21 protein-coding genes are annotated in these 21,720 nt (G+C 63.8%); 14 read left to right on the top strand and 7 right to left on the bottom strand.

Features of this window, described 5'->3' with window-relative positions; all coding sequences use genetic code 11:
* Positions 1-12: 12 nt before the first annotated feature.
* Positions 13-1,008, bottom strand: a complete 996-nt coding sequence (locus Y882_RS05715) for an NmrA family NAD(P)-binding protein (RefSeq protein WP_244466247.1) — start codon at positions 1,006-1,008, stop codon at positions 13-15.
* A gap of 288 nt (positions 1,009-1,296) precedes the next feature.
* Positions 1,297-2,580 carry a LysR family transcriptional regulator gene (locus Y882_RS05710; protein ID WP_046970912.1) on the bottom strand — a complete coding sequence of 428 codons (1,284 nt, stop codon included), beginning with the start codon at positions 2,578-2,580 and terminating at the stop codon, positions 1,297-1,299.
* A 266-nt stretch (positions 2,581-2,846) separates the two neighbouring features.
* Here Y882_RS05710 and Y882_RS05705 point away from each other — a divergent pair, with 266 nt between their 5' ends.
* The 6 genes from Y882_RS05705 (at position 2,847) to Y882_RS05680 (ending at position 9,221) form a co-directional block, all read left to right on the top strand.
* On the top strand, positions 2,847-3,704 hold the full coding sequence (locus Y882_RS05705) for an amidohydrolase family protein (RefSeq protein ID WP_046970911.1): 858 nt from the start codon (positions 2,847-2,849) through the stop codon (positions 3,702-3,704).
* Entirely contained in the window at positions 3,701-4,597 is an 897-nt protein-coding gene (locus Y882_RS05700; RefSeq protein WP_046970910.1) for a substrate-binding domain-containing protein, read from the top strand. Before Y882_RS05705 ends, Y882_RS05700 begins: the two co-directional genes overlap by 4 nt.
* Positions 4,598-4,658: 61 nt before the next feature.
* Positions 4,659-5,939, top strand: coding sequence for a C4-dicarboxylate transporter DctA (gene dctA, locus Y882_RS05695; RefSeq protein ID WP_211259124.1), 1,281 nt, complete (start codon positions 4,659-4,661; stop codon positions 5,937-5,939).
* A gap of 84 nt (positions 5,940-6,023) precedes the next feature.
* On the top strand, positions 6,024-7,493 hold the full coding sequence (locus tag Y882_RS05690) for a carbohydrate porin (protein WP_046970908.1): 1,470 nt from the start codon (positions 6,024-6,026) through the stop codon (positions 7,491-7,493).
* Positions 7,494-7,513: 20 nt separating this feature from the next.
* Positions 7,514-8,185 carry a 4-carboxy-4-hydroxy-2-oxoadipate aldolase/oxaloacetate decarboxylase gene (locus Y882_RS05685; protein WP_046970907.1) on the top strand — a complete coding sequence of 224 codons (672 nt, stop codon included), beginning with the start codon at positions 7,514-7,516 and terminating at the stop codon, positions 8,183-8,185.
* Positions 8,186-8,198: 13 nt separating this feature from the next.
* Positions 8,199-9,221: an amidohydrolase family protein gene (locus tag Y882_RS05680; protein WP_046970976.1), complete on the top strand. Its 1,023-nt coding sequence runs from the start codon at positions 8,199-8,201 to the stop codon at positions 9,219-9,221.
* A gap of 28 nt (positions 9,222-9,249) precedes the next feature.
* Here the strand turns inward: Y882_RS05680 and Y882_RS05675 are convergent, their stop codons facing one another.
* Positions 9,250-9,951 (bottom strand): CerR family C-terminal domain-containing protein, encoded by a 702-nt coding sequence (locus Y882_RS05675; RefSeq protein WP_046970906.1) that lies wholly within the window; start codon positions 9,949-9,951, stop codon positions 9,250-9,252.
* A gap of 97 nt (positions 9,952-10,048) precedes the next feature.
* On the opposite strand from Y882_RS05675, the gene Y882_RS05670 reads away from it, so the two are divergent.
* The 3 genes from Y882_RS05670 to Y882_RS05660 are packed head-to-tail and all read left to right on the top strand — an operon-like array spanning position 10,049 to position 14,242.
* A complete protein-coding gene (locus tag Y882_RS05670) occupies positions 10,049-11,188 on the top strand; it encodes an HlyD family secretion protein (RefSeq protein ID WP_052949701.1) in 1,140 nt (379 codons plus the stop codon).
* Positions 11,181-12,761, top strand: a complete 1,581-nt coding sequence (locus Y882_RS05665) for an MDR family MFS transporter (RefSeq protein WP_046970905.1) — start codon at positions 11,181-11,183, stop codon at positions 12,759-12,761. The genes Y882_RS05670 and Y882_RS05665 overlap by 8 nt, the downstream gene beginning before the upstream one ends.
* Positions 12,762-12,772: 11 nt before the next feature.
* Entirely contained in the window at positions 12,773-14,242 is a 1,470-nt protein-coding gene (locus Y882_RS05660) for an efflux transporter outer membrane subunit (RefSeq protein ID WP_046970904.1), read from the top strand.
* 158 nt (positions 14,243-14,400) lie between these two features.
* Here the strand turns inward: Y882_RS05660 and Y882_RS05655 are convergent, their stop codons facing one another.
* Entirely contained in the window at positions 14,401-14,646 is a 246-nt protein-coding gene (locus Y882_RS05655) for a hypothetical protein (RefSeq protein ID WP_156171329.1), read from the bottom strand.
* Positions 14,647-15,163: 517 nt separating this feature from the next.
* On the opposite strand from Y882_RS05655, the gene Y882_RS05650 reads away from it, so the two are divergent.
* Complete coding sequence (locus Y882_RS05650; protein ID WP_244466245.1) at positions 15,164-15,793, top strand: response regulator transcription factor; 630 nt, start codon at positions 15,164-15,166, stop codon at positions 15,791-15,793.
* Between the two features lie 47 nt (positions 15,794-15,840).
* On the opposite strand, the gene Y882_RS18765 is transcribed toward Y882_RS05650, so the two are convergent.
* Both Y882_RS18765 and Y882_RS05640 read right to left on the bottom strand, forming a co-directional pair.
* Entirely contained in the window at positions 15,841-16,203 is a 363-nt protein-coding gene (locus tag Y882_RS18765) for a nuclear transport factor 2 family protein (protein WP_052949699.1), read from the bottom strand.
* 10 nt (positions 16,204-16,213) lie between these two features.
* Positions 16,214-16,870, bottom strand: a complete 657-nt coding sequence (locus Y882_RS05640; protein WP_046970901.1) for a DsbA family protein — start codon at positions 16,868-16,870, stop codon at positions 16,214-16,216.
* Positions 16,871-16,973: 103 nt separating this feature from the next.
* Here Y882_RS05640 and Y882_RS05635 point away from each other — a divergent pair, with 103 nt between their 5' ends.
* The 3 genes from Y882_RS05635 to Y882_RS05625 all read left to right on the top strand — a co-directional run bounded on the left by Y882_RS05635 (position 16,974) and on the right by Y882_RS05625 (position 19,415).
* Positions 16,974-17,882 carry a LysR family transcriptional regulator gene (locus Y882_RS05635; RefSeq protein WP_046970900.1) on the top strand — a complete coding sequence of 303 codons (909 nt, stop codon included), beginning with the start codon at positions 16,974-16,976 and terminating at the stop codon, positions 17,880-17,882.
* 115 nt (positions 17,883-17,997) lie between these two features.
* Entirely contained in the window at positions 17,998-18,630 is a 633-nt protein-coding gene (locus Y882_RS05630) for a glutathione S-transferase N-terminal domain-containing protein (RefSeq protein ID WP_046970899.1), read from the top strand.
* Positions 18,631-18,680: 50 nt separating this feature from the next.
* The gene (locus Y882_RS05625; RefSeq protein ID WP_046970898.1) at positions 18,681-19,415 is read left to right on the top strand and encodes a 2OG-Fe dioxygenase family protein; all 735 of its coding nucleotides are present in this window, start codon (positions 18,681-18,683) and stop codon (positions 19,413-19,415) included.
* Positions 19,416-19,419: 4 nt separating this feature from the next.
* On the opposite strand, the gene Y882_RS05620 is transcribed toward Y882_RS05625, so the two are convergent.
* Entirely contained in the window at positions 19,420-20,523 is a 1,104-nt protein-coding gene (locus Y882_RS05620; protein ID WP_082120944.1) for a HoxN/HupN/NixA family nickel/cobalt transporter, read from the bottom strand.
* Between the two features lie 198 nt (positions 20,524-20,721).
* On the opposite strand from Y882_RS05620, the gene Y882_RS05615 reads away from it, so the two are divergent.
* The gene (locus tag Y882_RS05615; protein ID WP_046970897.1) at positions 20,722-21,708 is read left to right on the top strand and encodes a DUF4331 family protein; all 987 of its coding nucleotides are present in this window, start codon (positions 20,722-20,724) and stop codon (positions 21,706-21,708) included.
* Positions 21,709-21,720: the final 12 nt, after the last annotated feature.

Genomic DNA, 21,720 nt, shown 5'->3' with positions numbered 1-21,720 from the left:
CGGACTCATGCCTCAAGCAAATGCAGCGCGATGCTTCTCGATAAAGGCCGGCACCGACAGCGCGGGCGTGCCGGTGATCTTCTCGACCACGTCATTGGTGCCCTGGAAAATGCCTTCGCGGTAATGCTGGGCCACTTCCACCAGGTGCTGGACCAGGAACGGAGGGAAGTTATACAGGTTTTCCATTTTGTGCCTGAACTGGTCGATGGAAGTCGGCACATACTCGATGCGCGCCCCGAGCACGTCGCTCATGGCGGCAGCGATCTGGGTGTGATCCATTTCGACGGGGCCGTGGAGGGTGTAGATCTTGCCCTCGTGGCCAATCGGATCAGCCAGGAGATGGGCGATCACCCGCCCCTGATCGTCCGAACTGATGGGCGCGTGGCGACCATTTTCAAACGGAAACTCGATCTTTTTCCTGGCCCAGATCTCCTGGGCGAAGTGCGGGTAGATCAGCCAGTCGGCAAAGAAGGTCGGACGCAGATGCGTGGTCGGCACGCCGGACCAATCGAACACGCGCTCGGATATCCAGTGATCCTGGGCCGCATGGCTGGTTGACTCCCGGCGAGCGGAAATCTGCGACATATTGACGATGGCGCTGACACCCGCCTCCTTGGCAGCCTGCGCGACATAGGCAGCCGCCTCGACGATGCCCGGCGCGATCGGATGCAGGAAATACATCGAACTGACGCCCTCCATCGCCGCGCGAATCTGGTCGATATCGGTGAAGTCGCCGATGGCAGTCTCCACGCCACGAGCCCTCAGCGCCGCCGCCCGCTCGTCGTTCGAACGCACGTAGGCGCGCACATGCCTGCCCATTTTCAGCAGTTCGTCGATGGCTGCACCGCCGGTGCGCCCAGTCGCACCGCTCACAAGAATGCTTGCTTCGCTCATGATCAGATCCTTTCGAATAATGCAGGCATATGCCCTTATATCCAAGGTAGGGGCATATGCTCTCATTTGCAAGAGGCCAGGACTCGCGCCCACGACCAAGACCTGTGTGCTCATCGCTCGCTACTCCGATCATCACCTCAGTGCATGAGAGGCCTTTCAACGGTGGAGACAAAACGCGCCGGGTGCAAGCCGCGGGAAATACCCTCTTTCCTCGCGACGCCCATTGCCCAAGTGGCCGCATGTGTCCGCCATTCATCGAGCGATGAATTGATTAACCATACGATTAATTATTGCAAGCAAGGCCAGTGGAAAGCCGGATTAAGGTGTGTCGCAGCCCGCTCAGGCCAACTGGGCTGCTGGATCTCGCGCAGCATTGAGCGCCGAGTCACCCATGCGCCAGGATCAGTGCAAGTCCTCGATATCCCAACGATCAGAAGGCGCGCTGACTTCGGCTCGGACGCGAAAGTCCGCACGCTCGGTGCGCTCGGCAGCCATCTCGCGCGCCAATGTGGCGAACTGCTCCTGGAGGGGCGTGGGCCGCCAGTCGCTGCGGCGGGTCATGGCGATGCGCCGGCGCAGCACCCCGCCTTCGATGGGGATTTCGGCCAGGGCGCCGGCCTGGCGCTCGAACAGAAATTGGTCCATCGACATCAGGCTGAGCCAGTCGCCTTTGAGCATCAGTCCGCGCGTCACCAAGACGGAACTGCATTCGATGCGCGGCGTCGGCGGCTCGATGCCGTTGACGCGAAACAGCGTCTCCCAGTTGCGCCGCATCGGCACGCCCGGCGCCGGCACGGCCCAGGGATAGGCGAGCAGGTCATCGATCGCCACCAACGCCTGTTGCCGCAGCGGATGCGCGCAGTTGCCGACGATGAAGAGCTCGTCATCGAACAGGCCCTCCTGCTCCACGTCATTGGCCGGCGCCGGATGGCGCATGGCGCCGCCGATCATCAGGTCGATGTCGCCATGGCGCAGCGAGCTGAGCAACTCGCCATACGGCGCCTCACGCACGTCCACGGAGGCCGCCGGATGTTCCTGTGCGAATCGCGCCAGCAGGTCCGGCAGAAACACTGCACGCGCCATCGGCAAGGTGCCGATGCTGATGCGGCCGCCGCCGTATTTGCCGGCAGCGATTTCATCCACGCCGGTGCGCAGCTCCGCCAGCATCAGGCGAACGAAGCGCACGAACCGGCTGGCCAGATCGGTGGGCCGCACGACGCGTCCGGCCCGCACCAGCAATTCCGCACCCAGCGCATCCTGCAGCTCGCGCACGGCCCGATACACCGCCGGTTGCGATAACGCGATCTGTTCTGCGGCCGTGGCGTAACTGCTGCATTGAACGACGGCCACCAGGGCACGCAGCTGGACCATGCTGATGCGTCGCTCGATCTGGTTCAGCGGCGCCAGGCGCGCCGAGCGGCGCACCAGCCGCACGCCATGAGTGAGATAGCGCAACGCGCGTTCCACGCGAATGATCCACGCCCGTCCACTGATGGTCGGGCGCGTGCCGTCGACTTGCCGCTCGAACAGACGGATTTCGAGATTGCGCTCGAGCTTGCCCACGGCCTGGGTCAAGGCCGGTTGCGAAAGACTGACCAGCTCGGCCGCCACGCTCATGCTGCCCGCGCGGGCGATCACGCTGAGCGCATCCAGGTGGCGGAGGTTGAGGGCGTAAATCTTATCCATGCGCAATCAATAGTATTTACTTATGTGTCAATAAGAAAACGAATTAGGCAACACCCGTGTTTTGGCGCAGATTCCGTTCACCACCGGAGAGCGAAAAAACTCTCTCGTAACAATCGATACCAATCTCGAAAGTCGTGCCGGGATTTTTTGATGGCGCAACGCAGCAACAAGAGACGCTAATCCGGCGCTTTCGCTGACTTACTCGATGTTGCGATGCACGAAACACCCCTCCCCCCGCGAACCCCGATAGTGAACTGACCGCGCTTATGAAGATCATCGATTCCCACCTGCACGCCATCGCCTCCGACACGACCACCTATCCGAAGAACCCGATCGGCGGCCATCAGTCGGAGTGGTCGCAGCAGCGACCGGTCGATGCAGCCGGCGTGATCAAGGCAATGGATGCGGCCGGCATCGCCAAGGCCGTGGTGGTGCAAGCCTCCACGGTGTACGGGCACGACAACCGCTATGTGGTCGACACCGTTCGTGCGCATCCCGACCGCCTGACCGGCGTGTATTCGATCGATGCGCTGGCACCCGATGCGGTCCAGCGTATCGATCATTGGGAAGCGCAAGGCCTGCACGGCTTTCGCCTGTTCACCACCGGCACCACCATGCCCGGCCAGTCCGATTGGCTGGGCCACAAGGATTCTTATCCGGCGTGGGCACATGCCGAACGCAAAGGCATCCCCGTCTGCCTGCAGATGACCATGCAAGGCCTGCCGACCCTGCGCACCTTGCTCGAACACTTTCCTGGCGTGCGCGTACTGCTGGACCATTGCGCCCGTCCGGACCTCGATGATGGCGTGCCCTACAAAGCGGCACAGATGTTGTTTGAAATGGCGCAGTTCGACGGCGTGCATCTGAAGCTGACCAATCGCACCTTGGCTGCGGCGGCGAAAGGCCTCTCCCATCCCATCGATTTCCTCGAGAAGCTGGTGAGTACGTTTGGCGCCGAGCGCATCGCCTGGGGATCCAACTTCCCGGCCGCGGAAGGCTCGCTGCATGAACTCGCGACGACGGCGCGCGATGTGCTGTCCAGTCTGCCGCAGCCGCTGCAGGCGATGATCTTCGGCGGCACGGTCCAACGCATCTATCCGGCGCTGGCGGAGGTATCGGCATGAGTCAGCCGGTCCATCTGCAGACCGTGTTGAAGACCACGGCCCTGACCACACCTCTAAAGGACGGCACGCTCAAGAGTGACCACGTGGTGCTCGACTTCACCGAGATCAGCCCGATCCACAAGGCGTTTGCGCCGATGGTGCGCGAGGCGGCGTTCGACCTCTCGGAGCTGGCCATCGTCACCGCCCTGCAGGCGATCGCGTATAAGCGGCCGGTGGTGCTGCTGCCAGTCGTGGTTGCGTCGCGCTTCCAGCGTGGCTGCCTGATCTCCTATCGCCCGCATGGCGAACTCACGCCTGAACAATTGCGCGGCAAGCGCGTCGGCGTGCGCTCCTACACACAGACCACGGGCATGTGGGTGCGCGCGCATCTGGTCGAGGATGCCGGCCTTGCAACTTCCGACATCCATTGGGTCACCCACGATCCGGCACATGTCACGCAGTATCAGGACCCTCCGTTCGTGGAACACCCGACTCACGGCAAGGACTTGCTGGCCATGCTGCACGATGGCGAGATCGACGCGGCGATCTTCGGCAATGACCTTCCCGAGGGCGACGACTATGTGCCGGTGATCGCCGACGCCAAGGCCAAGGATCTGGCCTGGGCGCAGCAGCACGGTTTTGTGCCGATCAACCATGTGGTCGCGGCAAGCGCCGAGACTTGCCGGCGCGAACCCGATGCCGTGCGCGCTGCCTATCGCCTGCTGGCAGAGGCTGAAGCCCTGCAGACGACAACCGCCAGCCCACGCAAGACGTTGTCCGGCTTTGACGCCCTGTATGGTCCCCTGGCGTGGATCATCGATGCGTGCCTGGAACAGAAACTGCTGCCGCGCAAGCTTGGCCTCGACGAGGTGCTGGGTCCCGCGCACGCTTTGCTCGAAACCAAGACGGCCTGATCGTGCGCCATAGCGCCAACGCGACCCACTACCAGAGTTCAGTTTCCTGATGACCCGACCGGTGAACCTCCAAACCCATCTGACGTCGCAGCGGCACCCGCTCTATCGCGACCTGACCTTCCAGGTGGTGGTGGGTATCGTGCTCGGCGTGCTGGTCGGTGTGGTGTGGCCCAACATCGGCGCGGCATTGAAGCCGCTGGGCGATATCTTCATCCGCCTGATCCAGATGGTGGTGGGGCTGATCATCTTCTGCACGGTCACGCACGGCATCGCCAGCGTGCGCGACATGGGCAAGGTGGGGCGCATCGCGCTCAAGGCGATGGTGTATTTCGAGCTGGTCACCAGCGTGGCCCTGGTGATCGGCCTGGTTGCGGTCAACCTGCTCAAACCCGGCGTGGGCATGCATGTCGACCTCGCCACGCTCAAGCAAGGCATGGACGCAGCCGACCACATCGCGCCTGCGCCGCAAGGCTTCGGCGAGTTCCTCACCAATCTGGTGCCGACCTCGGCGCTGGGCGCGTTCAGCCGCGGCGATATCCTGCAGGTGTTGCTGTTTTCCGTGCTGTTTGCCTGCGGTCTGGCCAGTCTTGGCGAAAAAGCGCAGCCGGTGTTGCGCGTGGTCGACGCCACCCAGCTCGCCTTGTTCTGGATCATCCGCCAGGTGATGAAGATTGCCCCGATCGCTGCCTTCGGCGCGATCGCCTTCACCACCGCCAAGTTCGGCGCCGCCAGCCTGTTGCCGCTGGCCAAGCTGGTGGGCGTATTCGCGCTGACCTGCGTGGCCTTCCTGCTGTTCGTGCTCGCCCCGATTTCATACGCGTGCGGCTTCAGCCTGCTCAAGCTGATGCGCTACATCCGCGAGGAGCTGGTGCTGGTGCTCGGCACCAGTTCGTCGGAAAGCGTGTTTCCGCAGCTCACCGAAAAATTGAGCCGTCTTGGCGTGAACGAATCGGTGGTCGGCATGGTGCTGCCCACGGCCTATAGCTTCAACCACGACGGCACCTGCCTGTACTTCGCGGCAGTCACGGTGTTCCTCGCGCAGGCCACCGACACTGCGCTGGGCTGGCAAGGACAGCTGGGCCTGCTGCTGATCCTGCTGGTCACATCCAAGGGCGGCGCAGGTGTATCGGGTTCGGCCATCGCGGTATTGACCATGACCCTGGCGGCGACCAAGACCATTCCGGTCAGCAGCGTTGCCTTGATTCTTGGTGTGCACCGCATCCTGTCGGCGGGTTTTGTGTTCGTGAATATCGTCGGCAATTGCGTGGCCACCGTGGTGGTTGGCCGCTGGGAACAGGCAGTCGATCGCGAACAGCTACAACGAGAATTACACGCGGGTTAACAGGAAGTTCGCCTTCAAAACAACAAGTGTCTCGCGGTACCTGACGGCACCGCGGCGGGGAGGAGTGCGTCAGTGAAAAGGTCAATGACACGTCAATCGCTTTATCTTGGTCTACTCGCCGCCTTGCTGATGCCTGCCGCCTACGCGCAGGACACGCAGGCAGCGCCGGACAGCGGACCGGGCGCCAACTGGGCCGACGGCTATGCGGCAGCGCAGGCCGATGCGCAACCCAGCAACGTCGATCCGGCCACCAGTCTCGCTGCCCCGCCGCCGCCTGCACGAGAGCCTGGCCTGCCTCGTCCGGCGTGGGTGCAGAACATGATCGATGATGGCGTGAACATCCGCGCCAGCCTGGTCGACCAGTTCGCCAAGAACACCACCGGCGGTGTGGCTCAGGGCAGTCACAACGTGGGCCAGTTCTATATCGGCGCGGATCTCGACCTGGGCAAGATCTGGGGATGGACGGGCTCCACCTTCCACTTCACCGTCTATCGCGACTACGGCCTGAGCCTCAACGCGTTGGTCACCGGCACCTATACCAAGCAGCAGTACATCTACAAAAACCCCTATACGCGCTGGCATCTGGGCCTGTTCTCGTACGAGTACAAAGGCCTCGACGACCGGCTCGATATCCAGGTCGGCCGCCTGGGCAGTACGACGTACTTCGGCCACCTGGTGGTCAACTGCCAGTTCACTTCCGCCAACACCTGCGGCGAGCCACGCATGCTGGTGTCCGAAACCGGCCTCAGCCTGCTGCCTTCGGCGACCTGGGGCGGCAACGTGAAGTACAAGACCACTGAGAACACCTATGTCGACGTCGGCGCGTTCGAGGTCAATCCCACCGTGCAGCCGAGCAATGGCCTGAACTGGGGCATCGAACATGCCACCGGTTACACCGTGCCGGTCGAATTCGGCTGGGTGAAGAATGATCCGCGCACGGAGCAGTTCCCGTTCGAGTTGAAGGGCGGCGCTTACGTGAGCACGGCTCCCTTGACCGACATTGACATGAATACGCGCGGCCAACCGCTGGGCATCAACGGCGGCACCGCCGCCACCGATCACCACGTGCGCGATGGCATCTACCTGATGGGCGACAAGGTGATCTGGCGTCCGGACCCGAGTTCGCCGCGCAGCTTCAACGTGTTCGGTGGCTGGGTGCAGCAGCTGGAGCAGCAGGAAATCATGCGCCAGCAGATCTACGCCGGCTTCGTGATGACCGGACCGTTCGCCTCGCGTCCGTACGACACGTTGGGTCTCAATCTCTCCGAGTTCGAATTGACCTCGGCCGAGCGCGCGTTTCTTGCCGAGGAGCGCGCCAAGCTCGGCGGCAGCGGCTGGAATGCCCGCCATCAGACGGCCGCCGACCTGACCTACAGCCTCCACCTGGTCAAGGGTTTCGAGCTGATGCCGAGCGTGCAGTACATCGTGCACCCGGACAACTCCGCCATTCCCAAAACCTCGGTGCTGCCCAAGAACCTGCTGGTCTACGCGATCGGTCTGCGCGTGGACATCGGCGTACTGATGGGCTTCAAGCCTGCCGCCGCCAACGATTGATGTTCGAAAGAGGATGAGCCATGTCTGTCGTAGTAACCCGCATCGAACGCGCCCCCGCCGGCGTCATTGATGGCCTGGCCAAGGTCGGCGTCGCCACCGCGCACGAAGCACAGGGCCGCAGCGGCCTGATGCATTCCAGTCTGCGTCCGATCTATGGCGGCGCACGCATCGCCGGCTCGGCCGTCACGGTGCTGATGCCGCCGGGCGACAACTGGATGATGCACGTGGCGATCGAACAGCTGCGCGAAGGCGACCTGCTGATCGCCGCCACCACCAGCCTCTGCGAAGACGGCTATTTCGGCGACCTGCTCGCCACCTCGGCCAAGGCGCGTGGCTGCCGTGGCCTGATCATCGATGCCGGCGTGCGTGATGTGCGCGATCTCACCGCCATGGCATTCCCCGTGTGGAGTCGGGCCATCCATGCGCAGGGCACGGTCAAGGAAACGCTGGGCTCGGTCAACGTGCCGGTGGTTTGCGGCGGCGCGCTGGTCCACCCAGGCGATGTGGTGATTGCCGATGATGATGGCGTCTGCATCGTGCCGCGCGCGAACGCCGTACAAATACTGGAACAGGCGAAGGAGCGCGAAGCTCGCGAAGAGGCCAAGCGCCAACGCCTGGCCGCAGGCGAACTGGGCCTGGATATCTACGACATGCGCGAGCGCCTGGCCAGCAAGGGCCTTACCTATGTCTGAGCAGGCGCGCCCCCTGATCATCGACTGCCACGGTCACTACACCACCGCGCCGAAAGGCCACGACGCGTTCCGCGACGCGCAGCTGAAGCACTTTGCCGACCCGTCGCAACCGCTGCCGGCCTACCCCGCCATCTCCGATGACGAGATCCGCGAGAGCATCGAAGCCAACCAGCTGCGCCTGCTGCGCGAGCGCGGCCTGGACATGACCATCTTCTCGCCGCGCGCCAGCACCATGGCCCATCATCAGGGCGATGAGGCGGTCAGTCAGACCTGGACGCGTCATTGCAATGACCTGATCGCGCGCGTGATCGGGCTCTATCCGGAGACCTTCATCGGCGTTTGCCAGCTGCCACAGTCACCCGGCGTGACGATCAGGCATTCGATCGCGGAACTGGAACGCTGCGTCAACGAGCTGGGCTTCGTGGGCTGCAACCTCAATCCCGATCCCTCCGGTGGCCGCTGGAACGGGCCGCCGCTGACCGATCGCGCCTGGTACCCGTTCTTCGAGAAGATGGTGGAGCTGGACGTGCCCGCCATGGTCCACGTCTCAGGCAGCTGCAACGCGAACTTCCATGCCACCGGCGCGCATTACATCAACGCCGATACCACGGCTTTCATGCAATTGCTGCAGGGCGATCTGTTCAAGGATTTCCCCGACTTGCGTTTCGTGATCCCCCACGGCGGCGGTGCGGTGCCTTATCACTGGGGCCGTTACCGCGGCCTGGCCGACATGTTGAACAAACCGCCGCTGGACGAGCACGTGATGAAGAACGTGTACTTCGATACCTGCGTCTACCATCAGCCCGGCATCGATCTGCTGTTGAAGGTGATCGACATCAAGAACATCCTGTTTGGCTCGGAGATGGTGGGCGCCGTGCGCGGCATCGATCCCACCACCGGCCATTACTTCGACGACACGCGGCGTTATATCGACGCGGCAAACCTTTCCGACGAAGAGCGGCACCAGGTGTACGAGGGCAATGTCCGTCGCGTCTATCCGCGGCTGGATGCGCAGCTCAAAGCACGCGGCAAGTAGGCCGCCCTGGCGCTCAACGCGTCGACGATCAGCCCCGTACCTGCCAACTTTCCAGCAGGGTGCGCGTCTGCTCCATCACCGTCGCCTTGAGCAAGGCGCCCTTGGCGGCGTCGATCTCCTTCCATCCCAAGGCGTCCAGGCAGGCGCCGGGAGGATGGAAGAACGGCAGGATCTGACCCTTGAGGGTGAGCAGGCGTATCCGCGTGATGGGATCGCGGGTAGTCGTGCCGGTGATGCGCGCCAGCAAGCTCAGGCGCAGCTTGTTCAAGGGCTGCTTGAGTCGCCGCTCCAGCAGTTGTGAGGCCACCAGCGGTTCGTCGCCCGCCACTTCGCGCACCATGAACAGACGCCGCTTGGATGCCTGGCTGTCGGTCAGCACCATGTCCAGCACCACTTCATGGATGCCCAGGAAGGCGTCGATCAGCACTGCCGTGCTGGACTGGCCCTTCAACGTGCCCGATGCCTGCTGCATGGCAGGTTCAAAGCGGCCGCGGATGTCATCGGCGATGAACTGGGCGCAGGCCCGGTAAACCCCCTCCTTGTTCTCGAAGTAGTACTGCAGCGCCGGCGCGTTGACGCCGGCCGCCGCCGCGATATCGCGCGTGGATGCGCCCGCGTAGCCATGCTCGCCGAACAAGGTCACGGCCGCGTCGATGATGCGCTGGCGCGTTTCATCGCCGCGCGCATAGCCTCCGGCCGACGAGTGCCGAGGACGTTTGGATGGGCTCATGCACGGTTCTCCTGCTTGCTCCCCGGAAATATATCATTTGACAAAGTTATTCCAATCGGAATAAATCTTCCAGCTGGAATATATTGGACACACCCTCATGCCCGCCTCCTCCGGCTCCACGCCCGGCGAAGTAAAGAAAGATCCCGCCATCCCCAGCTCGCGCCGCACCAGGGCGGGCAAGATCCTGCTGCCCGTCGCCATCGTCCTGGCCGTCATCGCGGTGCTGGCCCTGGGCTATTGGTGGGTGGTCGGCCGCTACATGCAGAGCACCGACGACGCCTATCTGCGCGCCGACAGCATGACCGTGGCGCCCAAGGTCAGCGGCTATGTCACCGATGTCTATGTGGGCGACAACGCCACGGTGAAGGCCGGTGATCCGCTGGTGCGCCTGGACGGGCGCCAGTACCGCGCCGCGCTGGACCAGGCCCAGGCCACGGTCGATGCACGCCAGGCCGATATCCAGCGCGCGCAGGCAGCCATCCTGCAGCAGCGCGCCGCGATCGAGCAGGCCAAGGCCCAGCAGCTGACCGCCCAGATCAGCAGCCGCCACGCCGAGGAAGAAGTGCGCCGCTACGGCCCGCTGGCCACCACGGGTGCCGAGAGCAGCGACCAGCTGTCGGTGCTCACCAGCAACCGCGACCAGGCCAGGGCAACCCTGGCGGCAGACACGGCCGCGCTTGACCAGGCCCAGGCGAAGATCGCCGACCTCAACGCGCAGATCGCCCAGGCGCGCGCGCAACTGGAAGCCGCCCAGGCCTCGGCCCGGCAATCGAAACTTGACCTCGACGACACCTTGATCCGCAGCTCGCTGCCCGGGCGCGTGGGCGATCGCACGGTGCGCGTGGGTCAGTACGCGCAACCGGGCACGCGCATGATGACGGTGGTGCCGATCGAAGGCGTCTACCTCACCGCCAATTTCAAGGAAACCCAGATCGGCCAGATGCGCGCAGGCCAGCATGCCAGCGTGCGGGTCGATGCCTTGCCTGATACCGAGTTGCAGGGCGTGGTCGAGAGCTTCGCGCCGGGCACCGGTGCGGAATTCGCCCTGCTGCCACCCGAGAATGCCACCGGCAACTTCACCAAGATCGTGCAACGCGTGCCGGTACGCATCCGCCTGGAGACCGACGAACAGACCCGCAAGCTGCTCGTGCCGGGCCTGTCGGTGACGGTGAAGGTGGACACGCGCCAGGCGCACGAAGACGGCAAAGTCGCGTCAGCAGAACGACGTCATGGCTGAGGCAGTCGCCCAGCCTGCCGCGCATCCTGAGCGCGCGAGCGTCGCGGACTGGATCGCCGTCGCGGCCGGTTCGTTGGGTGCATTGATGGCGACGCTCGACATCTCCATCACCAACTCGGCCCTGCCGCAGATCCAGGGCGAGATCGGTGCCACAGGCACCGAGGGCACCTGGATTTCCACCGGCTATCTGATGTCGGAAATCGTGATCATCCCGCTCGCCGCGTGGCTGACCCGCGTGTTCGGCTTGCGCAACTTCCTGCTCGGTTGCGCCGCGTTGTTCATCCTGTTTTCGATGATGTGCGGCATCTCGACCACGCTGATGGCGATGATCATCGGCCGCATCGGCCAGGGCCTGACCGGCGGTGCGATGATACCCACGGCGCAAACCATCATCCGCAGCCGCCTGCCGATGTCGCAGCTGCCGATCGGCATGACCGCGTTCGGCCTGATCGTCCTGCTCGGTCCGCTGCTGGGCCCGGTGCTGGGCGGCTGGCTGACGGAGAACATCAGCTGGAGCTGGTGCTTCTTCATCAACCTGCCCGTCTGTATCGGCCTGATCACCTTGCTGCTGGTCGGCCTGCCGTCGGACAAGCCGCATTGGGAGGCTTTGCGAAAGGCCGACTGGCTGGGCGTGTTCGGGCTCACCATCGGACTGAGCTCCTTGACCGTGGTGCTCGAAGAAGGCCAACGCGAACGCTGGTTCGAGTCCGGCATGATCATCTGGCTCAGCCTGCTGTCATTGGCCGGCATGGTCCTGATCGCGATATCGCAGTTCACCGCTGCCAAGCCGGTGATGCGACTGAGCCTGTTGAAGAACCCGCGCTACGCCAGCGTGATCTTCATCGTGCTGGTAGTGGGCGCGGCGCTGTACGGCGTGATCTATGTGATTCCGCAATTCCTCGGCCTGATCGCGGGCTACAACGCCGAGCAATCGGGCTGGGTCATGCTGGTATCGGGCGTACCGGCCTTCATGATGATGCCGATCTTGCCGCGCCTGCTGGGCAAGGTGGATTTCCGCATCCTGGTGATCACCGGCCTGCTGTGTTTCGTGGGCAGCTGCATGCTCGACATCCACCTGACCGCTCAGTCCGTCGGCGATGACTTCTTCTGGTCGCAGCTGGTGCGCGGCGCCGGCCAGATGCTGGCGATGATGCCGTTGAACCAGGCGTCGATGGCGGCGGTGTCGCGCGAAGAATCGGGCGATGCGGCCGGCATCTACAACATGGCGCGCAACCTGGGCGGCTCGATCGGCCTGGCCATCATCGGCACCGTCATCGACCGGCGCAACACCTTTCATGTGGCGACCATCCGCGAATCGCTATCGGCCAATTCCGTACTCGGCCAGGATCGCATGGCAGCCAATGCAGCGAGCTGGTTCGCGCAGACCGGGGATATGGCCTATTCGAAGATGCGTGCCCTGGCTCAGCTGGCGCAGCAGATTCAGCAGCAGGCCCTGGTGATGACGTATTCGGAAATTTTCTATGTGCTGGGCATCGCCCTGCTCTGCTGCATACCGCTCGCCTTGCTGCTGAAGACGCCAAGCCACCACGCGCCGGCGGCGACGGGCCATTGAGGATGTTTGTCATGACTACGCTACCATCGCGCGCGCCGTGCACCTTGCTGCTGGCACTGCTTGCCTCGGTCACTGCACTTTCGGGCTGCACGGTCGGCCCCGATTACCGCGGCGCGCCTGATATTCCCGGCAGCCAGGGAAATGCTTTTGTACGTGCGCCAACCGCAGGCCTCGCCACGACACCGGCGCCCAGCCCGTGGTGGACCACGCTCCATGATCCGCAACTCAATGCGCTGATCGACGCGGCACTGGCACACAACCCCAACCTGCAGGCGGCACAGGCACGCCTGCGGCAGTCGCGCGAGCAACTGTTGCAACAACGCACGAAAGCACTGCCCAACCTGTCGGTGGACGCGGCGGCCGTGCGCGTGCGCGAACCGGATCTATCGCTGCTGCAGTCTTCCAACAACACGCAGGGCGGCCAGGGCACGAACCCCTCCAGCGGACGCGGTCCGCTGCAGTTGTATACCGCTGCATTCGATGCCTCCTGGGAGCTCGACCTGTTTGGCGGCGTGCGGCGCGCCACCGAGGCCTCGTCGGCGCAGGCCCAGGCCGTCGAAGCCGACTTCGCCGATGTCCAGGTATCGTTGGCCGCCGAAGTGGCCCAGGCTTATATCGGCCTGCGCGATCAGCAGCAGCGCCTGGTGCTGGCCAATCAGTCCAGCGAGCTCGCGCAGAAGACGCTCGAGCTGGTGCAGCAACGCCGTGCACGCGGCGTCGCCGCCGATGCGGACGTCGAGCGGCAAACCACCCAGGTTGAGAATACGCGGGCAACCCTGATTCCGCTGGACGAGCAGATCACCGAATCGCTGGATCAATTGGCGGTGCTCACCGGCCAGGCGCCTGGGGCGCTCGACCAGGAACTGTCGAAGCCGGCCGCACTGCCGGTCTTGCCGGCAGCGGTGCCAGTGGATGATCCGGCAAGCCTGCTGCGACAGCGCCCGGATATCCGCGCCGCCGAGCGTCGACTGGCCTCGAGCAACGCGCAGATCGGCCAGCACACCGCCGATCTGTTTCCCAAGGTGACCTTGATGGGCTTCCTCGGCACCACGGGTGTGAACCCCGCCGACCTTGCGAAGAAGAGCGCTTTCACCTGGCTGGGCGTGCCTTACCTGCAGTGGAACGTATTCGATTTCGGCCGCACCCACAGCAGCATCCGCCAGGCCGAAGCTGGCCGCGATGAGGCCGCCGCCACCTACACGCAGACCGTGCTCGCCGCGCTGCAGGACGCCAACAACGCCCTGTCCCGCTACGGCCACCAACGCGACAGCGTGACGCGCCTGCAGCAGATCGAGGCATCGGCCAATCGCTCTGAGCGTTTGATGCACCAGCGCTACGGCGCCGGCGCATCCTCGCTGATCGACCTGATGGACACGCAGCGTACGCAGTTCACCGCCCAGCAGAACCTGATCGAGGGGCAGGCCGATCTGCTCAAGGACCTTGTGTCATTGCAGAAGAGTCTTGGACTGGGTTGGCAATAAGCGTGGCGGCGACGCACGACTGAACTATCGACGTCGCGCTCAGGCATGAGCGTGGAGCCAAACGCTCACCAGGGCCCTGTACCCGCGTCGCCGGCGCGCTGGAACGCGCAGCCCTGTTCTGCACGAGCTAGTCGCTGGCCGCGCACGCGGCCCGCCGCTCAGCCGCGATCCCCGAACAGGATGGCAAGCAGGAAGGCCTCGACCAGATGCTGCATGCCTTGCGACACCAGCGCGTCCGCCGTATCGCCGCCCAGCTCGGCGATCGGCGTCTGGTGCCACCATTCGGAGATACGCAGCTCGTCGGGTTCGATCATCAGCGCCAATTGCAGGAGCTGGTGCTGTCCCACGCGGTCGATGACGCGCGCGTTGCCGCTGGGCTTGCTCCAGCGGATGGGTACCGGCATGGGATTGCACGATGAGCGTGGCTTGACCAGATACATAGTCATTCACCGCTGCGCTTGCGCGTCGGCCCCGACGGATTGCCGGCCAACCGAGGGCCAATGTAAGTCGATCCAGCACGCTCGTCGATTGTACCTGGGTATCGTTTTTCCCGAGAAAAACCCGATGAAAAGCGCTTACATCGCCTGCTGTCATCGAAGCGCGGACTGCCCGACGGGCACCATCAAATGATGTCCACGTCGACGGCCCGGAATCGTTTCACTCTTGATACAGTGAAATTAATCACATTGAAAACGCGCGAAACGCGGCGTAGAACCGAGTTGCAGGCCAACGACGTCGTGCTCGCCAGCATGAAGCCGCCGTCGATCGCCTGCATGAGCCACGTGCGGATCCGTGCGGGTCGCGGCGCCACACATCTTGAATCGCGCGACAGGGGCGCCTCTGCCATCGGAGATAACGATGCGCCCGCCCCACTCACCGGACCGGGACTCCGCGCACCCTCCTATCCCGTCTGCCACGCCCATGGTCTTCGTCGTCGACGATGACTTGTCGGTGCGCGAGGCGCTCGAGGCGATGATTCGCCTGGAGGGATGGCAAGTCGAAACGTTTGCGTCGGCCCAGGCCTTTCTGGCACGCCCGCGCGTGTTCGCGCCCAGCTGCCTGATCCTCGACGTCTCCCTGCCGGATCTTGATGGCCTGGATGTGCAGGATGCCATCGCCCATGACCGGCTCGACATGCCGATCATCTTCATCACCGGCTTTGGCGACGTACCCACCACGGTACGCGCCATGAAGGCGGGCGCGGCGGAATTCCTCACCAAGCCGTTCGACAACGAGGTGATGCTGGAGGCCATCCGCCAGGCCATCGAGCATAGCCGCGCCACGCTCGAGCAGGAGCTCGATATCCTGGTGCTCGAACAGCGCTGCGCCTCCTTGAGTCGACGCGAACGGGAAGTGATGGCGCTGGTGGTGGTGGGCCTGCTCAACAAACAGATTGCCGCGGAACTTGGCATCAGCGAGATCACCGTGAAGGCCCATCGCGGTCAGGTGATGCGCAAGATGATGGCCGGCTCACTGGCCGAACTGGTGCGCATGGATGCCCGGCTTCAGCAGGCGCACGCGGCAAGGGAGGCGCACGATCATCCACGGTGATCAGCGAATCGCCTGGAACGACGATCGATGATCACACGCGGCGGTGGTCAGACCGGCGGACCAAACAGCTTGTGCGCAATGCGCCACTGATCATCACGACGCAGCAGCGACAGCACGTTGTAAAAGTGGTTGCCGAGAAAACGCAGCTCCGCCGTCACCGTGGCCATATCGCCCAGCACCTGGATGGACAGCACACTCATGTTGAACGACTCGCCAGCCGCGCGTGGGCTTTGGCGGGAGCCAACGGCCTCGATGTATTGATGGGCCGTGCGCGAGCGGAAGCTACCGGTCACCAGGTCCTCGACACGCGCATCCGGCATGAATACCTCATGCAAAGCTTGCGTGTCGCCCTCATAGATGCCACGCAGGTACCGATGGGCCAGTTCGAGTACTGCCTGATCATGAGTCATATGCGTTGCCTTATCCGACCCTGGTGTCGAAACGCGAACCGGTCACGGTGCGCACCCGCGAAATCAGCTGCTGCGCGTCGATATACCCCGGCGCGACGCTATAGAGTTTATCGCCATCCTCCAGCAGCAAGGACGGAAAACTCGCGATGCCCCAGCGACGCGCCTGCAGGAAATCCTCCTGTGTTGCCGTCACGGCCTCGACCGATTGCCAGGCGGCCAGGAAATCCGCTGCGGTGGTTGCAAAACCCAGCGTGTCCATGATGGCGGATGCCACCTCGGCGAGTACGTCACCCTTGGTGATATCGCGCCCGTCGACATAGAACGCGCGCTGGATGCTGCGCAGCACTTCAAGCTGATCGATGCCGGGCGCCAGTCGTCGCGCAGTGACCACGGCACGGCATGCCGGCTCGGCGTCATAAACCAGATGGTCGTTGGCCAGGAACGCTTCGCGATTGAACGGCAGGCCGCTGGCGGCTTCCACGCGCGACCAGTGCTCCAGCCGCGCCACACGCTGCGACCGCGGCATCACGGCCGTTTCACCGGGGCGCAAACCGCCGACCACGACTTGCAGCTCAAGCCCGGGCACGGCTTCACGCAATGCCGTGACCTCTTTGCCAAAGCCATAACACCAGGAACACATGGGGTCGGCGATCAGGATAAGTTTCATGCGTATTGCCTCGAATGCTTCACGGAGCACGCACTCTATTCCTGCATTCCATGGCGTTGAATGTGGTTCAATGCATTTCACTTGATACGTGGCGTAACGAATCATGCGTCGCCAATTTGACGATGTGCTGCTGGGTAGCATCGAGCTGTTTTGCCTGGCCGGGGAACTGGGCAGTTTCACGGCCGCCGCTGCGGCGGCTGGCGTCACTCCCGCCGCGGTCAGCCGTTCGGTGGCCAGGCTGGAAGAGCGCATGGGTGTGCGCCTGTTCGTGCGCACCACCCGACAGATCCGCCTGACCGATGTCGGTCGCGCCTATTTTGAAGAATGCCGGCAGGCACTCGCCCAGCTGATCGAAGCCGAACGCATGGCCACCGGCGAGCAGCTGCGCCCCGTGGGCACACTGCGCATCAGCGTGCCGACCACCTACGCCCACTACCGCTTGCTGCCGCTGCTGCCGGCGTTCCGCGCGCAGCATCCGGAAGTGCAGCTGGACGTGCACGTGAGCAATCGCAATGTCGATTTCTCCGAGGAAGGCTACGACCTGGCCATCCGCGTGCGTGCACCTGCCGATTCGACCCTGATCGCCCGCCACCTCGAAGATGCCGAACTCGTCGTCGTGGCGACGCCCGAATATCTGGCCAGGCGCGGCACGCCGGTAGTACTGGACGACCTCAACCGTCACGAATGCATCCAGTTCGATCTGCCCAGCAGCGGCAGGCGTATTCCTTGGCTGTTCCGGGACCAGGGCAAGGATGTCGAGATCGCCGGCGACGGCGGCTATGTCCTGTCCGAAGATGTCTTGGGCGGCGTCACGCTTGCACGCCACGGCGCCGGCCTGTTCCAGACCTATCGTTTCATCGTGGAAGACGACTTGCGCGATGGCCGCCTGGTGGCGGTGCTGCCTGCCTTTGGCGGACGATCGCGCCCCTTCAGCCTGCTCTATCCGCACGGTCGTCACCTGCCCTTGCGCGTGCGCAGCTTTATCGACTTCCTGGTGCAGCAGGTCGCCTGAGCGCCCGAAGGCTTGTTACGCCAGGTATCAACAGAAATGTTTCACGGCGCGTATATGCGCGCCATCGCATTGACTAACATACCCGGCTGCCCCAGCCACCCACGCCGAGCGCCCCATGATCGATCTGTACACCTGGAAAACGCCCAATGGCCGCAAGCCGGTCATCGCACTGGAAGAACTGCAGCTCGACTATCGCGTGCATGCGGTGGACATCGGCAACGATGAGCAGTTTCTGCCCGACTTCGTCGCCATATCGCCCAACAGCAAGATACCGGCGATGGTCGATCGCGAGAACGGCCTGACGCTGTTCGAAAGCGGCGCCATCCTCCAATATCTCGCCGACAAAACCGGCAAGCTGCTGCCCACCAGCGGCACAGCGCGATACACCGCGCTGCAGTGGCTGAACTGGCAAGTGGGCGGCGTGGGTCCGATGTTCGGCCAGCTGGGCTTTTTCGCCAACCGTGCCAAAGAGCGCCTTCCGCTGGCGATCGATCGCTACCTCACCGAATCCAATCGCCTGCTCGATGTGCTCGAGCAACGCCTGTCCCACTCGGCTTACGTGGGCGGCGATGCGTACGGCATTGCCGATATCGCGATCTATCCGTGGGTGGTGGCGGTGATCACCGCCAACCCGAGCCTGCTCGGCGAGGCTCGCGCCAGGCGCCCGGCCATGGATCGCTGGATGACGCAGCTTGCCGCGCGCCCTGCGGTGATCAAGGGCATGAACGTACTGCAGGATGCGGCCTGAGGCGGGATGCCACGGTAGGTGCGGCTGCCCGAATCACTTATCATGCGCGCATGCGCAATCGAGCTGATCTCCCGTTGTCGACGCTGCTGAACGAAGTCAGCCGCGATGGTTTCGCTTTTGCGGCGGCCGACCGCATGCAACCGCTGCTGACTGCAGCGGGTGAGTTGTCCGACTGGTCGGCATTCGCGGACAGCTGGAACCATCTGGAGCCGGATCCCTACCTGGCTGCCAAGGGACGCTTCCGTCGCCGCCGGCACGCCACCTTCTCCGCCACGGCACAAGGCGGCGTCAGGCCCGAAGCCCATCAGGCGCATTTCCAGGCGCTGCAGTACAACGCCTTGCAGGGCGATATCGAGCGATGGTTCGCGCCTATCGAAGCTTCCGTCGTTGCGGGCGCCAGCATGCGCCGCGTCCTCGACTTCTGCCGGGAGTTCTTCGGGACGCTGGCGCCCGGCGTGCCTCGCTGGCATATCGAGGTCCACCAGTTTCGCATCGAGGCCACCCGCGACGCCGCGGGCGAGCCCACGCCCGAGGGCAGCCATCGCGACGGTGTCGACTACGTGCTGGTGCTGCTGATCGACCGACACAACATCGCCAGCGGCACCACCACCATCCATGCGCCGGATGGGCGCCTGCTCGGCGACTTCACCCTCACCCATCCGTTGGATGCGGCGCTGATCCACGACCCCAGCGTCTTCCACGGCGTCACGCCGGTGCGGCCGCTGGTTGCCGACGAACCGGCGTTCCGCGACGTGCTGGTGGTGACGTTTCGCGCGTCAAGCTGATCCACTAGCGCTTGCGCACACCCAGCTCGACGCCCTGCGGCTGCTGCGCGCGATAGATCAGGTAGGACAGCGTCCAGGCCAGCGCGAACATGCCGATCACGGCGAAGCCAAGGCTGTCCGTGTGGTTGTTGAGCGCATCGATGATCGTCCATCCGGCGCCCTGCCAGCGCATCGTTTCGCCCAGCCATCCCATCGCTTCGGTTCCCGCCACCGCGATCGCCACCAGGGCGGATACGAGCGTGATGGTCATGTTGTAGTAGAGCTTGCGCACGGGCCGCACGAATGCCCAGTCGTACGCGCCCAGCATCAGCACGCCATCGGTGGTGTCGATCAAGGACATGCCTGCGGCGAACAAGGCAGGCAGCACCAGGACCGCCATGATGGACACGCCCTTGAGCGCCTCCTGCGCGGACACGGTGAACATCGCGATCTCCGTGGACGTATCCAGCCCCAGGCCGAACAGCAGGCCGAGCAGGAACATGTGATGGCTGCGCGCCACCAGGCGAAACAGCGGTCGAAAAATACGGGCCAGCCATCCACGCTGATGCAGCAGGCGATCGAGGTCTTCCTCGATATACACACCGTCGTTGCGATAGCGCCGATAGCTCTTGTGGATCGACAGGAAGATGGCGAGATTCATCACCGCAATGGCAAGCAGAAAGGCAACGGACACCGACGTGCCAATGGCTTCGCCCAGGTTGCGCAGATGCTGGAACACCGCCAGCGAGCGCGTCGCGAAGGCTACGCAAACGGCGACCAGCACCACGATCGTCGAATGACCCATGGCAAACCAGAAGCCCACGGCAACCGGCCGCTGTCCCGCCTGCATGAGCTTGCGCGTGACATTGTCGATGGCGGCGATATGGTCGGCATCCACGGCGTGACGAAGGCCAAGCCCGTAAACCAATAACGCCACGCCCAGCAGCGCAGGCCTGGCATGCAGCGCCGCGATCGCCCAGAGCCATGCGCCCACATTGAAAACGATCAGCAAGGCGTAGACGATCTGCAGCTTCTTGCGAATGCCGGCACTGTTGGCTTGCGCGGAGAGAGCGAAGCGTCGCCGATGGGTGGTGGGGAGCTGTCGGCATGGGCCGTGCGCAGAGTGCATCGCCCTACTAGAGCGCCCCCTGCCATCCACCGCAACCCATACTTCCGCACAATTGCGTGCCCCGTGCACGCAGCGCAGCATCCGGTGGTCCGTTTGCGTGAGTGCGAAACACCCTGATGCCGTCATGAAGACGCATACGCCTGATGGAACGGCGCGGGTCGCGCCATGCATCCCTCCATCACGAGCAGGCGGTGACTCATGTCGCACCACTATCCCGGCCCGGACTTCGGGTTTCCCCATGGCGATGCCCGCCTCAATCTCACCGACTTGTATGCCTTCCCTAAACCAGGCAGTCCGGACAAGTCGATCCTGGTCATGAATGTGCACCCTTCGGTGGGCTTGAGCCCCGAAGGGCCCACCACCAACGAACCGTTCTCGGCAGAAGCGATCTATGAACTGAAGATCGATACCGACGACGACGCGGTCGCCAATATCTCGTACCAGGTGCGCTTCTACTCCAGCAAAGGCTGGGCCCTGGCTGCCACGCTGCACCGACTTGAAGGAGCACAGGCCGCAGGCATCGGCAACGGTGGCAGCTTGATCGTCGACGAAGCGCCGGTGTCCACCGGCCCCATGGCCGTGGTCACGGAGGCTGGCGACTACCGCTTCTTCGCTGGCTGGCGCAGCGATCCGTTTTTCTTCGATACGCGTGGCGCGCTGAACAATCTTCAGTTTACGGGCGAGGATTTCTTTGCCGAAGGCGATGTATGCAGCATCGTGCTGGAAGTGCCCAACGCCGCGCTTGGCGCCGGCGAACTAGGCTTGTGGCATCGCACGCTCAATCGCGTGGACGGGCAATGGGTGCAGGCGGATCGTACCGCGCGTCCATCGCAGGAAGTCTTTCTGGCGGGCGACCAGAAGAGTCTCTATCTGGCCAGCGAGCCCGCGCAAGATGCGCGCTTCATTCCCACCTTTGCTCACTCGCTGGAACACACCGGCGGATATACGCCGGCAGAAGCCACGCGCGTCGCCACGTCGATGCTTCCGGACATCCTTCGTTACGATCCCGGGCAACCCGCCTCCTTCCCCCGCAACGGCAGGACCCTGACCGACGACGTCATCGATGTGTTTCTTCCCTTGATCACCAACGGCAAGGTGCTGGGAGACAAGGTAGGGCCGCACAAGGATCTGCTCAGCGAATTTCCCTATCTTGGGCCGCCGCACAAGGTACGCACGGAGGCCTGACGCCGATACCGC

The organism is Dyella japonica DSM 16301, from assembly GCF_001010355.1.
GTDB lineage: Bacteria > Pseudomonadota > Gammaproteobacteria > Xanthomonadales > Rhodanobacteraceae > Dyella > Dyella japonica.
The sequence above is the reverse complement of the archived record's forward strand: the minus strand, read 5'-3'. Positions and strand labels throughout refer to the sequence as shown.

Excerpts from the sequence above, each read along its gene's own strand:
- Y882_RS05675 (WP_046970906.1), bottom strand. The coding sequence starts at position 9,951 with ATGAGCCCATCCAAACGTCCTCGGCACTCGTCGGCCGGAGGCTATGCG.
- Y882_RS05620 (WP_082120944.1), bottom strand. The coding sequence starts at position 20,523 with ATGCACTCTGCGCACGGCCCATGCCGACAGCTCCCCACCACCCATCGG.
- Y882_RS05615 (WP_046970897.1), top strand. The coding sequence starts at position 20,722 with ATGTCGCACCACTATCCCGGCCCGGACTTCGGGTTTCCCCATGGCGAT.
- Y882_RS05710 (WP_046970912.1), bottom strand. The coding sequence starts at position 2,580 with ATGGATAAGATTTACGCCCTCAACCTCCGCCACCTGGATGCGCTCAGC.
- Y882_RS05665 (WP_046970905.1), top strand. The coding sequence starts at position 11,181 with ATGGCTGAGGCAGTCGCCCAGCCTGCCGCGCATCCTGAGCGCGCGAGC.
- Y882_RS05690 (WP_046970908.1), top strand. The coding sequence starts at position 6,024 with ATGACACGTCAATCGCTTTATCTTGGTCTACTCGCCGCCTTGCTGATG.
- Y882_RS05630 (WP_046970899.1), top strand. The coding sequence starts at position 17,998 with ATGATCGATCTGTACACCTGGAAAACGCCCAATGGCCGCAAGCCGGTC.
- Y882_RS05700 (WP_046970910.1), top strand. The coding sequence starts at position 3,701 with ATGAGTCAGCCGGTCCATCTGCAGACCGTGTTGAAGACCACGGCCCTG.
- Y882_RS05635 (WP_046970900.1), top strand. The coding sequence starts at position 16,974 with ATGCGTCGCCAATTTGACGATGTGCTGCTGGGTAGCATCGAGCTGTTT.
- Y882_RS05715 (WP_244466247.1), bottom strand. The coding sequence starts at position 1,008 with ATGAGCACACAGGTCTTGGTCGTGGGCGCGAGTCCTGGCCTCTTGCAA.
- Y882_RS05660 (WP_046970904.1), top strand. The coding sequence starts at position 12,773 with ATGACTACGCTACCATCGCGCGCGCCGTGCACCTTGCTGCTGGCACTG.
- Y882_RS05670 (WP_052949701.1), top strand. The coding sequence starts at position 10,049 with ATGCCCGCCTCCTCCGGCTCCACGCCCGGCGAAGTAAAGAAAGATCCC.
- Y882_RS05650 (WP_244466245.1), top strand. The coding sequence starts at position 15,164 with ATGGTCTTCGTCGTCGACGATGACTTGTCGGTGCGCGAGGCGCTCGAG.
- Y882_RS18765 (WP_052949699.1), bottom strand. The coding sequence starts at position 16,203 with ATGACTCATGATCAGGCAGTACTCGAACTGGCCCATCGGTACCTGCGT.
- Y882_RS05685 (WP_046970907.1), top strand. The coding sequence starts at position 7,514 with ATGTCTGTCGTAGTAACCCGCATCGAACGCGCCCCCGCCGGCGTCATT.
- Y882_RS05655 (WP_156171329.1), bottom strand. The coding sequence starts at position 14,646 with ATGCCGGTACCCATCCGCTGGAGCAAGCCCAGCGGCAACGCGCGCGTC.
- Y882_RS05705 (WP_046970911.1), top strand. The coding sequence starts at position 2,847 with ATGAAGATCATCGATTCCCACCTGCACGCCATCGCCTCCGACACGACC.
- Y882_RS05625 (WP_046970898.1), top strand. The coding sequence starts at position 18,681 with ATGCGCAATCGAGCTGATCTCCCGTTGTCGACGCTGCTGAACGAAGTC.
- Y882_RS05640 (WP_046970901.1), bottom strand. The coding sequence starts at position 16,870 with ATGAAACTTATCCTGATCGCCGACCCCATGTGTTCCTGGTGTTATGGC.